Origin of the sequence: Flavobacterium plurextorum (assembly GCF_002217395.1) — a bacterium.
GTDB lineage: Bacteria > Bacteroidota > Bacteroidia > Flavobacteriales > Flavobacteriaceae > Flavobacterium > Flavobacterium plurextorum.
Genome location: NZ_MUHD01000004.1, coordinates 94437 through 110045, shown reverse-complemented (window position 1 = coordinate 110045; position 15609 = coordinate 94437). Strand labels below are relative to the sequence as shown.

The window sequence follows — 15609 nt, the reverse complement described above, 5'->3', positions numbered from 1 at the left end:
TTTAAATGATTTTTTTTCGCTACGAATTACACGAATTAACTTGTAAAAATTTGTATCAAAAACAGAATAATAAAATCTGTGCAAATCCTTTTAATCTGTGACAAAAAATCTAATCTTATTCTATAAAACTTAGTCCTGATAACTATTAGGATAGCCTCTCAGTCCCGAAGCTTCGGAATAGTCTCTTAGTAATGCCATCTCACAAATGCTTCCATAGCCGCGTAAGTAGCCAAACCTAATTGGTGGTACAAAGCTGCTGTTTCTGCATTTCTGTCTTCAGCTCTCTGCCAGAACTCTCTAGCATCTGTTCCTTGAAAAACAACTCCATCTTTTTGAGATTGGTGTTTGAAGATTCCATGACGTTTTGCCAAAACTTGGTCTGGACTCATTGGCACGGCCATTTCAACCTCGTCAATTCCCCATTCTTGCCAAGCTCCACGGTATAACCATAACCAACAGTCATCCATGAATGATTTTGGTTTTAAAGCTTTTACTGCTTCAAAAATAGCATCTAAACAAACTTTGTGTGTTCCGTGTGGATCTGCTAAATCTCCTGCTGCATAGATTTGGTGCGGTTTAATTTTTTCAATCAAATCCATTGTTAACTGAATATCTTCCTGTCCAATTGGTTTTTTCTCAATTGTACCTGTTTCATAAAACGGAAGTTCCATGAAATGAATCTGCTCATCTGGTAATCCAACAAAATGACTTGTTGCTCTCGCCTCACCTTTTCTGATCAATCCTTTAATATAACGTACTTCAGGAATATCAATTTCACTATTCTTTTTATTCTCTAAGAATGTTTGTGCTTTTTTGTAAATGTTATCGGCTTCTTCGCTTTTGATTCCGAATTTCTCGTTGTAATCAATTACGAATCTAGCAAAACGCAGTGCTTCATCATCAGCAACAGCAATGTTTCCAGAAGTTTGATATGCTACATGCACTTCATGTCCTTGCTCTTGCAAACGCATAAAAGTTCCTCCCATACTAATGATATCATCATCTGGATGCGGACTGAAAATCAAGACACGTTTTTTAGCAGGCTCTGCTCTTTCTGGACGATTTGCATCATCTGAATTTGGTTTCCCGCCTGGCCAGCCTGTAATTGTATTTTGTAATTTATTAAAGATCTTAATATTAGTATCGTATGCCGGACCTGAATCAGCTAATAAATCGCTCATTCCGTTTTCGATATAATCAGCATCTGTAAGCATTAAAATTGGTTTTTTAAGATCTAATGCCAATCCTAAAACTGCTTTTCTTGTTAATTTATCAGTCCACTCAATTTTCTCAACAAGCCAAGGTTTGTTGATTCTTGTCAGTTTTGAAGAAGCTTCTTTATCTAAAATAAAAACGGCATTATTGTGTTCTTGTAAGAAAGAAGCTGGAACACGATTTGTAACTTCGTCTTCAACTGATCTTTTTACAATATTTGCTTTTCCTTCACCCCAAGCTAATAGGATAACTCTTTTAGCTTCCATTATTTTTTTAACTCCAAGCGTAATTGCAGTTCTTGGTGTGTTGTTCAATCCAAAAAAGTCTTTACTTGCAGCTACTCTAGTAATATGATCTAAAGCTACTAAACGTGTTTTAGAGTTTTGAAGCGAACCTGATTCGTTAAAACCAATGTGTCCGTTTCCTCCAATTCCTAAAATCTGCAAATCGATTCCGCCTAAAGCTTCAATCTTTGCTTCGTATTCGTGGCAATAGTCAGCAATTTGTTCTTTAGTTAAAAGTCCATCAGGAACATGTGCGTTCTCTGGTAAAATATCGACATGATCAAAAAGTAATTCTTTCATGAAACGAACATAACTATTGATAGAATTTGGTTCCATCGGGTAATATTCATCTAAGTTGAAACTGATTACGTTTTTAAAACTCAAGCCTTCTTCTTTATGCAATCGAACTAACTCTGCATATAGTCCTTTTGGAGAAGAACCTGTTGCAAGACCTAGAATACAAGGTTGATTTTCTTTTTGTTTCGATTGAATTAAAGCTGCAATTTCTTGAGCAACTGCTTTTGAAGCTTCGTTTGAATTTTCAAAAACAACCGTGTTGATGTTTTCGAATCGCTTTTCGAAACCTGTTGCTTTGTCGATTTTACTTTTTAACATGATATAGTAGTTTATTTTAATTTCTCATTAATTTACCAACTTCTATATTTATGACCTTTTACTGCATAAAAAAGAATCATTAAATAGGATGGCAGCAGCATTAAATAAGCAATTTGGTTTCCGCTTTTAGAAACCGCCTGCGTTCCGTCTGCTATATTTGATGCATTTATAGTTTCTGTAATTAGACCGTAAAACAAAGGAAAGATTGCACCGCCAATGATACCCATAATCAAAATGGCACTTCCTATTTTAGTATATCCGCCTAGATCTTCAAGCGCCATTGGCCAAATTGCAGGCCAGCAAAGTGCATTTGCCAATCCAAGTAATGCTACTAAAAGTATTACAACTGGCAAATTTGGAACTCCTGGCAATTGTACCATTATATTTGGTGAGATCAAAACGATTGCTAAAACCAAAATTATACCTAAAACCCCTGAAGCTTTTAAGGCAGTTACCTGAGAAAGGTATTTTGGGATTAGTGATATTCCTAAAATATATCCTACAACCATTGCCGACATTGTAAATGAAGTTAACTTTAAATAAAAATTTCCTTCATCACCATAAACTCCCAATTGTTTTCCGAAACCTCCGATAGAATCTCCGGCTAAAACTTCAGCTGCTAAATAAAGCATCAAAGTTACAACTCCTAATACTAATTGTGGGCGTTTGAATGCGTTTTTAATTTGCTTAAAAATACTCAAATTTGTTATATTTCCATCTTCATCAAGATCAATTTCAGGAAGCGGAGACAATTTTACCAATATTGCAAGAACAACAATAATCAACCCCATATAAATATATGGTGTCTGTAATTGCAATGCGAGCGCATTTAAAGCATTTGCTTTTGAAACTGAATCGAGCAGCGCAATTTTATCTGCAGTGAAATCCTGCATGTTTGACAACACTAAAGCTGTTAATATAATAGGTGCAACAAATCCAGCAAGTTTATTAGCAATTCCTAAAACACTAATTCTTGCTGCCGCACTTTCTCTAGGTCCAATTACGACTACGTATGGGTTTGCTGCTGTTTGTAATATAGCCAAACCAGTTCCCATGACAAATAAAGCGATTAAAAACAGTAAAAAAGTTCTGCTTTCTGCTGCGGGATAAAACATAAATGCTCCGGCAGCAATGATGAGCAAACCTAATGAAATACCATTTTTATATCCTACTTTTTCAATTACCCAAGATGATGGAACTGCCATTACAAAATAAGCTATATAGAAGGCAAAAGTTACAAAATAGGCTTGAGAAGAGGTTAATTCGCAAGCTAATTCAAAAAACGGAATTAGTGGTCCATTTAACCACGTTACAAATCCGAGAATAAAAAATAAAGCGGTCAGTATGACCATCGGAATAATTGCACTCCTTTTGTTTATTTGTATGGCACTTTCAATGTTTGACATAATACTTTTGGGTTGATAGTTAATAGATTTTTATATTTTCAACCTAAATTTAGTACCAACACTCACAATCGGTATGCGTATTTTATGCATTTTTATGCATTTTTTTTGCACTGCAAAAGTAATCTAATATGTTGTATTCTGTCCTAAATTAGATATGAATTTTTTGTTAATTTTTATTCCCAGTTCAAAACTGGATAATATTTTTTAAGATATTCTTTTACTTCTGCAATATCTTCTTTTGCGGTTAAATCGGGAACATGTTCTGAAAATGGAATTCCTAATGTTGTTCCTGGGTTTTCTTTTACTGAGTTCAAAAGTACTGTAGGAAGCTCTTTCTCATCACGTTCTGGATTTACCGGACAATTTTTAAGATGCGTATATAAAGTACTTCCGTTAAATTTAAAAGCATTCATACTTACTCGTATTTTTCCATCAACATCTTTATAATTTTCTAAATCTGCTGCTGTTGGTTTCTCTAGAATATCTAATAATTGATTATTCTCGTCTAGTTTGGCGATTGCGAAACGCGAAATTCTTTCAAGCGGAAAATCAAGTGCATCACGATCGTAACTGATAAATGCGTTTGGACTATTTGTCTCTCTAAGTGCTCTCAAAGCTTCTGCAGAATATAAATTATCGCTGTTACAAACTGAATATTCTTGCAGGTTTAATTCAGGAAACTGCATTACAGCTTGAAACAAAGCATCGGCAGTACCAAATGGTTTTACTCTTCCTTCAGGAATATACTGTACTGCAAATGAAATATTGAGTCCATGAAAATCATTATCTACATTTTTACTTCCGTAAAACTCTTTAAACAACTCTCCCTGCTCTCCAATAATAATATAGATATTTGTGTAACCTGCTTTTTTTGCATTTAATAAAAGATAATCTAATAAAGGTCTCCCGCTAGAGCCAACACCAATTAAGCCTTTACTTCTCTCGTTGGCTTGTGCTATTTCTTCGGGTGATAAATTATCTAAAACTGCTTCTTTTTTCATGCGGGATGATGCTCCGCCCGCAAGAATAACTAAATTGTTGTGCATATTTATTTTTTAAATTTCGATATTTTCTATAGTTCTTACTCCTGGATCTACATTTACAGCGTAGGCTTCTTGAGCTCCTGCACTTAAAATAGCTTCGATTACTGAGTCTTCAATTTGCGGATCTGCAATTACTACAATGCTTCCGCCGCCGCCAGAACCTACAATTTTAGCTCCGTAAGCACCTGCTCGCAAGGCAGCATTAATCATAGCATCAATTCGAGGAACTGTAATTTTCAATAAATCACGCAAAACTTCGTGATGCTGATTCATTAATTCTCCAATTTTTTTAAGATCTAAAACTGGTTTTTCAAACTCTTTTAAAGCTTCTTTTGTGTAGTGATAATTTTTAAGAGCGGCTTCAAAAAACGGAATTAAACGATCTGGCAGACAATTTCGATAACGATCAAAATCTTCAATTTTTGAGGCATGAAGATCAAAATCAGGGAAATTTTGTTTGACAATACCTATAGACATCAATGCATTTCCTTTTATTTCTCCAATCAAACCAATTGTTTCTTTAGGAACACCTGAAACTCCTGTAATTAACCCTTTTAATCCTGTTCCGATAATTCGATAAGAGAAAGGTTCTTTTGTATTAATATACACGATATTCCCTACTCCAATACTAAAATGATCCATCATTCCGCCCGGTTCGCCATGTTCTAAAACTTCAGATTCGTATCCTAATTTCGACAGGAATTCAGGAGTTACTTCATGATCAACTCCAAAAGCATCGATTAAAAAACGAATCCAAGCCATCAATAAGGCTGACGAACTTGATGTTCCAGAGTTTATAGGAATATCACCGGTAATTGTAATATTATAACCTGTGTTTGGCACACAACCGTATCTGCGCAATACGCGCAGCGACGAAGCAAAGTAATCGCGAGGCTCTAATTTCTCAAAAGCTGCGTTAATATCAATAGTTCTAACTTCATCAATGTCGATCATGTTTAGAACAAAAGTATTGGTGTTATTTTGTTCTGCGGTTAGTTTTATATTTCGATCTATTGCACAGGCAATAACCGGTAATCCTAAATAATCTTGATGATCTCCAAAGAGACATGTCCGACCTGGGGCTAATGAAGTAATTTTTTTCATTTAAAAAGAGTCATTAAGTCATTACTAAACAATAGTTTATAATGATTTCTTGGTTATGGATATTTTTTTGATTTTCAATTTTAACTCCACGAAACTATAGATTATATTTTTATAAAACAAGTAAAATTAAAAAAATGTGCTCGAACACACCGTAAAAATGTCCTCGAGCACACTAAATAATTATGAAGTCCTATTTTAAATAATCAAATCAAAGTTTCTATATTTGCTTATATGGATAAAAAGTACACAATTAAGGATATTGCAAAAATGGCAGGAGTTTCTAAAGGAACTGTTGACAGAGTCTTGCATAACAGAGGGAAGGTTTCTCCTACAGCGCTTGACAAAATAAACGAGGTTTTGAATGTGATTAACTATGAACCTAACTTAATTGCTCGTAATTTAAAAAATAATAAGATTTATCGTATTTGCGTTTTACTGCCTGATCCGGGAATCGATCCGTACTGGCTGCCTTGTGTAAATGGTATTCAGGATGCCAAAACGGAGTTTAAAGCTTACAGTGTTATTATTGAAACACATTATTTTAATCCAGAAAGCACTAAATCGTTTTTAAGTACTAACGAAAAAATCATCAATCAATCGCCTGATGCTGTTTTAATAGCGCCTTTATTTCATAAAGAAACTCTTGAAATTATCAAGCAGTACGACGAATTGAATATTATGGTTAATACTTTTAATAATCAGGTTGAATCTTCTTCTATTAAAAGTTTTGTTGGGCAAGATTTGTATAAAAGCGGTCGTGTTGCTGCGAGTTTAATGAATTTGATTTTACCAAATGGTGAAATTGCAATTATACATATTGATGAAAGCCTTAAAAATGCAGTTCACATGCAGAAAAAGGAACAAGGTTTTAGAAATTATTTTGAAGAGAAAAATCTTTCCGATTTCTCTTTAACGACTTTAAAACTAAAACACTCAAATATCGAAACTAAGTTTACCGCTTTTCTAGAAGAACATCCTAATTTAAAAGGCATTTTTATCACGACTTCCAAAGCGTATCAAATTGCTTCTCTATTAACTTCTGCAAAAGACAAAAAAATTGCAATTATTGGTTATGATTTAATTGAGAAGAATGTAAACTTCTTGAATCAAGGATTAGTTCATTTTTTAATTCATCAAAATCAAAAAAGACAAGCTTATTTAGGTGTCAGTACTTTGGTTGAACACTTTTTATTTAGAAAAGATATTCCTGAAACTATTTTACTTCCTATCGATATTATTAATGTCGAAAATGCTTCGTTTTACGCTTAATCCGTTTTGTTACGAAGACAGTAGTTTTCTTTTAAAATCATATATACACTAAAAATCTAATCTGCTAAATCCGCAAACCAAAATGGCACGCAAATTTAGCAGATTAGATTTTTTTATTTAAAACCTCCCAACCTCTGCCTCTTTGAAGCTTTGCTCCTAAAAAAAACTATTTCATCAAAATAAATCTGCCAAAAGAAGAAGCGGTATGAAAATTAGGCGTTTCAGTATTTGGATTCACCCATGAAATCCAGGTTGGCTCGTATGCTCCATTTTCTGCTTTAGAAAATTTAGCTCGGTACACACCGGTTTCAATTGTGTTATTTTGAATTAAATCTAATTCTTCAAGTGATTTTACACTGATCTTACCTTCAACAGTAAAAGACTTTTCATCTTTTGAAGCTTTTAAATGTAAATTGTCTTTGGGCCAATTCCAATTAAAATCAAATTTTCTGTCTGGATAAGCCTCAAAATCCATAGTTCTTGTTTCAGTATCCATTTCGAGACAATAATAAGGAGTTAGTTTCTCATCTTTTCTAAAAAAGAGTTCTACTCTATCTGAGTTTCCGATACTATCAATACTATCATCTTTTTTATCGATATAAACATCAGTATCAAAAACTCTAAAATTAAAAAAGAGATTTTCTAGATCCCAGCAAGCTCTAAATTCAATTTTAGAAATAGAATCACTTTTCCAAGGAGAGCAAAAATCAGTCAAACAGTTTGCTTTTTCCCAAGTATTAAAATCTAAAATTTCATCAGAATTTCGCCCTTGTTTCTCTACTAAAATTACTTGATATTCTTTCACAATTACATTTCTTAAAATTTGTTAATTTTTTATTTCTTCAAAAACCAAAAATGAAACAAAAAAACGTCATTATTTTTTGCTTTTTTCGAGATCACTAAAGTAGTTTAAAATTCAAGAAAAAAACACACCACAAATAAAAATAAAATTGCCTGAAATTATTTTAAAGCGATAAGAAAAGCCTGATGAATTATCATTTAGCTCATATTATCATTACGAATTTCATAAAGTTTTAATAAAACAACACCAACAATACATACAAACAACTGTTTCAAGTAAAAAACCCTCAATTTTACTGATCTTTTTAATCGCTGCTTAATTTATAGATATTCCATCTTTTTAAGTAAAAAAAAATGTTTTATGTAATTTTATGTGCTCGAGAACATTTTTTTTATGTGTTCGAGCACATTTTTTGTGTTTTTTCTTGTTTAGTAAAAATATAATCGATAGTTTCGTTATATAATAATCTTAAAAATAAGTTAATTAAAGTCTTTTTCAAGCATTTTTCACTCTTATAAAAATGACCAAAAACGGGAAAAAACTCTAAAATTAGGTCAAAAATAAAGGGGGTATTTATAGACGAAAAACGACTCAATTATAATTCGGAAAAAGAGGAAACCTAAATTTAAAACCAAGTAAAAAGAAAAGAAAACCTACAAAACAAAAAACACAATTTTTATTAACCAAAAAAACCAATTAAGAGTATGAAATTATTAACCCAAAAAAAACCTAGAGACTTTCGGATTAACAATTTATCCGGGAAAGAAATTAAACTCACGATTCTTTCGTTGTTAGTTTTCACATTTCAAGCTTCGGCAGCGACTTCTGTAAGTGTGTCTTCTAAAAACAATACTTCGTTGTTTTTTGAAAAAACGGTAAAGGGTAAAGTAACAGATCAAAACGGACTTCCCCTGCCAGGTGTAAACGTGACAATAAAAGGCACCAAAACGGGTGTACAAACTGATGTTGATGGAAGTTTTGCTATTACAGTTCCAGATAATGCTACTAAACTTATTATAACATACATTGGTATGGAAGATCAGGAAGTAACAATAGGAAGCGCGCCTCTAAAAATTGTCATGAAAGAAGCTGGTCAAAAATTAGAGGAAGTTGTTATTGGATATGGAAAAGCCAGAAAAAAAGACCTTACAGGTTCTGTGAGCTCTGTTGGAAAAGACAATTTAAATTTAGGAGGAACTATTGCTAATGTTGGACAAGCTCTTCAAGGTCGTGCTTCTGGAGTTCAAGTACAACAAAACAGTTATGCTCCTGGAACTACTCCAAATGTTGTTATTAGAGGAGGAAACTCCATTAATAATTCAAATGGACCTTTATATGTTGTTGATGGTTTTATTACAAGTTCAGGAGGTTCTATCAGTCCAAACGATATTGAAAACATTCAGATCTTGAAAGATGCTTCTTCTACTGCTATTTATGGTTCAAGAGGAGCAAATGGTGTAATCTTGATTACGACTAAAAAAGGAAAATTAGGTAAAATGCAGGTTGAAGCAGAGATTTCTGATGGTTTTCAGAACATCATTAATAAGCCTACATTACTAACAGGTCAGCAATTTGTTGATATTCAAAATGCAATTCAACTTGAAAACGGAAGACCTCCTCTTTTTCCAGCGAGTCTTCCTGTAGCGAATACGAATTGGTTTGATGCAGCAACACGCCCAGGTGAAGTACTAAACAGATCTCTTACTTTTAGCGGAAGCGATCAAACATCTAAATTTTTTCTTTCTGGAAATTATATCAAACAAACCGGAGCCATTGAAAATACTGATTTCGAAAGATACAGTGTGAGAATGGGAGGTGAAAAAAGATTTAACAGCAAATTAAATATGGGTACCAATTTTTATGGTGCCGCGACAGAAGGAAACAATAGTGACTTTGGAGATAATATTCTATCGCCAATGTTTTCAATTCAAACTGCCTATCCTAATCTCCCGATCTATAATGCAGACGGAACTTACAATAAATACTTAGGTAAGGATAATGCATTAGCCCTTTTATTAGAGCCAACCGATCATGTTATTAATAGAATGGTTAATGGTAATATGTTTTTAGATTATGAAATCATCAAAGGTCTAACGTATCATTTTGGTGCGGGTGCTGAATGGCAGGAAAACATTCAAGGAAAATATACGCCAAGAACATTAACTGCAGGAGCTGCTTTGAAAGGAACTGGTTCTGAAGAAAATAAAACTTATTTTAGATGGAGTACTGAACAATATTTGACTTATAAGTTTAATATTAAAGAGCAGCATGCGATAACAGCAATGATTGGTACTTCGAATCAAAAAGATACTTACGAAAGAATGAAAGCTTCTGGATCTGGTTTTTCTAGTGATGTATTGACTTACTATAACCTGCAAGGTGCTGAAGTGTATTTGAAACCAGAAACACAAAAATTGGAGACAAAATTAACTTCTTATTTTGGAAGGTTAAACTATGCCTTTAATGATAAATACTTGGCTTCTTTTACGTTGAGAAGAGACGGTTCTTCTCGTTTTGGACCAAATAATAAATACGGAACATTTCCTTCTGGTGCTGTTGCATGGAAAATCTCTAACGAATCTTTTATGCAAAAATTAGATAAGATTTCTGAACTTAAATTAAGAGTAAGTTACGGTATTACAGGAAATGATGGTATTGGAGATTATGCATACATGAACACACTAAAATCTTGGGGTGCAACAATTGCTCCTGATAGTTTCGTAGGTGCCAATGAACCTGAAAATTTACCAAATCCTAATTTAAAATGGGAAGAAACAGCACAAACCAATATAGGTTTAGATATGGGATTTTTAGACAGTAAAATAACTGCAACTATTGATGTCTACAAAAAGAGAACTACTGACGCATTGATCAGAGTACCTGTTGGCGGATGGTGGGGCTTTGAAAACCAAACCATGAACTCTGGAGTTATTGACAATAAAGGTATTGAACTAGGAATTACCACTACAAACTATAGAAATGATAAATTCCTGTGGACAACTTCCTTGAACGTTGCTTACAATAAACAAGAAGTTGTATCTCTAGCTGATAATGTAAAAATTATTAGTACTAATACTTCTAACCCAAGCGGAACGGTTTCTGGAAGAGAATTTACAAGATTAGAGCCAGGAAAAGAAATGGGAGTATTGTACGGATTTAAATATGCCGGTGTAATCAAAACTGGAGAAGTTTATGCTCCGCAGCCTTTGTCTAAACCAGGAGATCCAAAATATGAAGATCTAGATGGAAATGGTTTAATTACAGCTGAAGACAGAACATATTTAGGAAATTCTACACCACATTACATCGCAGGTTTCAACAATGATTTTAGATTTGGAAACTTTGACATGAATATCTTTTTCCAAGGAGCATTTGATTATTCTGTTTATAATATGACAAAAATGGTTGGAGAATCCAGTACAAGTACAGATGCTTTAAATCGCTGGGTAGCTGGAACTAATGAAAACACAGACATTCCGAGAGACGGTTACTACAAAAGTACTTATGGCAGTTACGTAAATTCAAAATTTGTTGAAGATGCATCTTACGTTCGTTTGAAAAATGTTTCTATCGGATATTCTATTCCAGAAAGTGCATTAAGACAAGTAAAATTTATAGATAATATTAGATTGTATGCTATAGGACAGAATTTATTGACCATAACAAATTATTCTGGAAACGACCCTGAAATAAATGGACATACAAGCAGCTCTACAGCACAAAACATTGGTGGAGGAATTGATTTTAACTCTTTCCCAGCTTCTAGAACGTTTATTTTAGGCATAAAAGTGACTATTCACTAGTCTAAAAAGCTTTTTTAGTAACATTTAAATTTATTAAAATGAAAAAACATACAATATTATTACTATTACTAGCTGCTGGAGTACAATTTTCCTGTAATCAGGATCTTGAACCCACGGTATATAGTAGCTTGACTAACACCAATGGGTATCAAACAAAATCAGATGCTATTGCTGCAGTCAACTCCGTTTATGGCAGATTAAAAGGACCTTCGGTAGGCGATAACTTTTCGTACTGGGCAACTAGACACTTTGCTTTAACAGATATTGCTACAGATTTAGGTCATTGCCAATTTGGTGGAGATCCGGGACAATTGTCATTAGGAACTTGGAATTCCAGTAACGGATTACTTAAGGAAGATTGGCTTGCAATGTACAAATTGATTGCCAATGCAAATAATGCGATTTTTAATATCGCAAAAATGTCTGGGATAACTGCTGCCGAAAAGGCTCAATTTATCGCTGAAGCCAAATTTTTGAGAGCATCTTCGTATATGGACTTAACAGATGCTTGGGGACCTGTAGTTTTAATTACGGAAGCTAATTTAGGAAACCCAGGTTATCTAGAACAAATAGCTCCGTCATCAGTAGAAGAAATAGATGCTTTCCTGATCAAAGAATTGAATGAAGCTGCAGATGTGTTACCTTTAAATTATATGAATAATCCAATTTATGGTACAAACGATGTAGCACGTGCTACTAAAGGCGCTGCACTTACATTATTGGCGAAGTTATACCTGCGCAGTCACGATTGGCAAAAAGTAGCAACACTTACACAGCAAGTAATGAACTTGAACCAGTATAGTCTTTATCCGTCTTATCTAGGATTATTTAAAGAAAGTAACAAATGGTGCTCAGAAAACATCTTTTCTTCGCTGAGTGATGCTAATGTAAATGGAACAGAATTATTGAACCATTTTGGACCAACAGATCATCCAGTTGTACAAAACAGATGGCAGTATTACACTGTAAACTGGGATTTCTTCAACACTTTTGGTGATGAAGATGATAGAAAAAAATGTTTCTTTCCAGAGTTTATGGGATCAGATGGCTTATTGCACAAACAAGCACCAACTTTGGGCGCACAGCCGCCTGCAGGTGTACTTTATATGCCGGATGTAGCAACTAGAAAATATGCCGATGATGAAACTACAACGTATTATGACGGTCATAGTGTGAACATTTTACGTTATGCAGATGTATTATTGAGCAGAGCTGAAGCCTTAAACGAAATTAGTGGTCCAACTGCTGAAGCTGTAGATCTGATTAATCAAGTAAAAGGAAGATCACATGCAAAACTTTTAATTTTGGCTAATCATACTCAAGCCTCTTTAAGAGATGCAATTTTACAAGAAAGAGGATGGGAACTTTTCTATGAAGGGAAACGTCGCGCCGATTTAATTAGAATGAACAAATATGATGTTCTGGTAAATGCTTATCACCTTAGAGTTGGCGAAGCAGCGTTAGTTAAAATGCCGCAAAACAAATATTACACATATCCGCAAAGTCAAGTTGATCTTAATCCAAAATTGAGTAATGCTGACAGGCAATAAATAAAATTTAAATCAGGAATAGACAGCATAATCGCCTGTCTATTCTTGATTTTTTTACACAAAAGCACTTTTCTGTTTCATTCAAAAAAGCCTTTATAATGATCAAAAAACTAATTTTAAAATGGAGCTTTATTTTTGCAATACTTGCATTAGCAAGCTGTTCTAAAAAACAAGGTAATTATATCACAAATATCAATATTGGGACTCATAGTAACAACGAATTGAAAATTCAAATCGATGTTACTACGAATGACGATGTACAGGTATATGCCGAATATTGGACTGCTAAAAATGGAAGTAAAAACAAGATAATTTCTCCACTTTCAAAAAAAGGTCTCTCACATTCTTTAGTGCTTCTTAACATTATTCCTGAAACTGATTACAATTTTAAATTAATTACAGTACAAGGAAATGAAAAAGACAGCAGTAAAGTGTACAATTTTAAGTCAAGAAAACTGCCGGAATGGCTTCAAAAGAAATTCAAAGCAAATAGTCCAAAACCAGAACTTTTACCGCAAAACTTCAAAAAAGGTTTTATGCTTCTGGCAAAAAGAGAAACTCCGGGAACAGCATTTATTGTTGATTACAAAGGAAATATAAGATGGTATCATACGGTAGAAAATACTGGTTTTAAAGTAACGCATTTCACCCAAGATCAAACCATAATTTCTATTCTAGGAACCAATGATGAACCTACAAGTTATGGCAGCGAAATTCTAGAAATTAACCTGCAGGGCGATACCTTAACACATATTAAAAAAGGACAAGGCGATCTTAAACAAGTTATTCACCACGAAATCATAAAAAAATCAGCAAATGAAATCGTTACTTTATTTGTTGATGCTAGAATAACAGACTTATCTTCAATTGGAGGAAAAAAGAAAGACACTATTAATGGTGACGGAATCCTGATTTTAGATAAAAAAGGAAAACAAATTTGGAAATGGAGCGTTTTCGATGATCTCGATCCAATGAAAGACAAAGCTTTATTGAAAACTAAAAAAGACTGGATGCACGCCAACAGTCTAAACTATGATAAAGACGGTAACTTTTTAATCTCTTTTTATAACAACGGACAGATTTGGAAAGTCGATTCTAAATCTGGAAAAGTAATTTGGAAATTAGGAAGAAACGGCAATATGAAAATGGCTAAGGATAGTGATTTCTCGCAAGCGCACGCGGCACACATTAATCAAGATGGAAGTTTAATGTTTTTTGATAATGGAGTAGACAAAAAACAATCTTCGGTTTTTGCACTGAAAGTAGACGAAAAAAATAAAGCAGTACAACTTGATTTCCATGTAAACCTGCCAAAAGATATTTACAACGATAGAATGGGAAGCGCCTATATGATCAATAAAGATCTCATATTGGTTTGCTGTTCTAAAAGACATATAACGGTTTTAACCAACAAAAAAGGAGTATTACTTTGGGCTTTAGAGTCGGAAATACCTCCTTACCGTGTACAATTTATTCCAGAAGAAAACATGAAACCTTTTCTTTTAAATTAAAAATTTTAGTCATGAAAAAAATAATTCTTATTGGACTCTTTTCAGCATTGCCAATTGTTGTTTTCAATTCCTGCAATACTTCAAACTCTCAGACTTTGGCTGCCAAGACTACAGCTGATGATGAAGGTTATATTACTATTGATACTTCTAAAATTCCAGATGATGAATTTGGAGAATCTGTACGTTATGGCCGTGAATTGATGCTAAAAACTGCTTATTATATTGGTCCAAATGGTATAAAAGGGAAATATTTAGGCAATAAAATGAATTGTACCAACTGTCATCAAGATGCAGGTACAAAACCTTATGCTTTCAATTTAATGTCATCACATGATAATTATCCGCAATATCGCGGGCGCGAAAACAAAGTGCTTACGCTTGCTGAACGTGTAAATAATTGTGTAATGAGACCGCACTCAGGGAAACCGCTTCCGCTTGACGGAAAAGAAATGGTTGCCTTTTTATCCTATTTTAAATGGATAAGTAAGTTTGTTCCAAAAGACGGAAAATTTAAAGGTGCTAAAAACTTAGAAATTGAATTTCCAGATGTAGCAGCAAGTCCGGAAAGAGGAAAAGCTTTGTTTGCTGAAAATTGTTCTCGTTGTCACGGAAATAATGGTGAAGGCGTTTATAATGCCGACAAATCTAGTTACACCTACCCGCCTCTTTGGGGAAAATATGCTTATCAGCCCGGCTCAAGTATGCACCGCGTTATCAAACAAGCACAATGGCTAAAAAGCAATATGCCGTATGATAAAGTAACTTTAGGAAAACCATATCTTACTGATGCCGAAGCACTAGATATTGCTGCCTACGTAAATAATGATGCTATTCATGAAAGACCAAATCCTAAAACATTTGATTATCCTAATAAAATGGGAAAACCTATTGATTATGCACACAGTCCATTTAGTGATAATTTTTCTGAAGAGCAGCACAAATACGGACCATACAAACCTATTATCGCCTATTGGAAGAAAAACGGATGGAAAGCCGTTTACTAAATA

General features: G+C 33.8%; 10 protein-coding genes. 5 read left to right on the top strand and 5 right to left on the bottom strand.

The window, feature by feature from the left end; all coding sequences use genetic code 11:
• Nucleotides 1-185: 185 nt before the first annotated feature.
• The 4 genes from nagB to B0A81_RS02560 all read right to left on the bottom strand — a co-directional run bounded on the left by nagB (nt 186) and on the right by B0A81_RS02560 (nt 5667).
• Nucleotides 186-2114: a glucosamine-6-phosphate deaminase gene (gene nagB, locus B0A81_RS02575; RefSeq protein ID WP_089055122.1), complete on the bottom strand. Its 1929-nt coding sequence runs from the start codon at nt 2112-2114 to the stop codon at nt 186-188.
• A 32-nt stretch (nt 2115-2146) separates the two neighbouring features.
• Nucleotides 2147-3520 carry a sugar MFS transporter gene (locus B0A81_RS02570; RefSeq protein WP_089056567.1) on the bottom strand — a complete coding sequence of 458 codons (1374 nt, stop codon included), beginning with the start codon at nt 3518-3520 and terminating at the stop codon, nt 2147-2149.
• A 173-nt stretch (nt 3521-3693) separates the two neighbouring features.
• The gene (locus tag B0A81_RS02565) at nt 3694-4566 is read right to left on the bottom strand and encodes a sugar phosphate nucleotidyltransferase (RefSeq protein WP_089056566.1); all 873 of its coding nucleotides are present in this window, start codon (nt 4564-4566) and stop codon (nt 3694-3696) included.
• A 9-nt stretch (nt 4567-4575) separates the two neighbouring features.
• Nucleotides 4576-5667, bottom strand: a complete 1092-nt coding sequence (locus tag B0A81_RS02560; protein ID WP_089056565.1) for a mevalonate kinase family protein — start codon at nt 5665-5667, stop codon at nt 4576-4578.
• Nucleotides 5668-5898: 231 nt separating this feature from the next.
• Between B0A81_RS02560 and B0A81_RS02555 the strand changes: the two genes are divergently transcribed.
• On the top strand, nt 5899-6936 hold the full coding sequence (locus tag B0A81_RS02555) for a LacI family DNA-binding transcriptional regulator (protein ID WP_089056564.1): 1038 nt from the start codon (nt 5899-5901) through the stop codon (nt 6934-6936).
• A gap of 166 nt (nt 6937-7102) precedes the next feature.
• On the opposite strand, the gene B0A81_RS02550 is transcribed toward B0A81_RS02555, so the two are convergent.
• Nucleotides 7103-7741 (bottom strand): sugar-binding protein, encoded by a 639-nt coding sequence (locus B0A81_RS02550; RefSeq protein WP_089056563.1) that lies wholly within the window; start codon nt 7739-7741, stop codon nt 7103-7105.
• Nucleotides 7742-8442: 701 nt separating this feature from the next.
• On the opposite strand from B0A81_RS02550, the gene B0A81_RS02545 reads away from it, so the two are divergent.
• The 4 genes from B0A81_RS02545 to B0A81_RS02530 all read left to right on the top strand — a co-directional run bounded on the left by B0A81_RS02545 (nt 8443) and on the right by B0A81_RS02530 (nt 15606).
• Entirely contained in the window at nt 8443-11541 is a 3099-nt protein-coding gene (locus tag B0A81_RS02545) for a SusC/RagA family TonB-linked outer membrane protein (RefSeq protein ID WP_089056562.1), read from the top strand.
• 38 nt (nt 11542-11579) lie between these two features.
• Entirely contained in the window at nt 11580-13091 is a 1512-nt protein-coding gene (locus B0A81_RS02540; RefSeq protein ID WP_089056561.1) for a RagB/SusD family nutrient uptake outer membrane protein, read from the top strand.
• A 98-nt stretch (nt 13092-13189) separates the two neighbouring features.
• Entirely contained in the window at nt 13190-14602 is a 1413-nt protein-coding gene (locus B0A81_RS02535) for an aryl-sulfate sulfotransferase (RefSeq protein ID WP_089056560.1), read from the top strand.
• 11 nt (nt 14603-14613) lie between these two features.
• Entirely contained in the window at nt 14614-15606 is a 993-nt protein-coding gene (locus B0A81_RS02530; protein WP_089056559.1) for a c-type cytochrome, read from the top strand.
• Nucleotides 15607-15609: the final 3 nt, after the last annotated feature.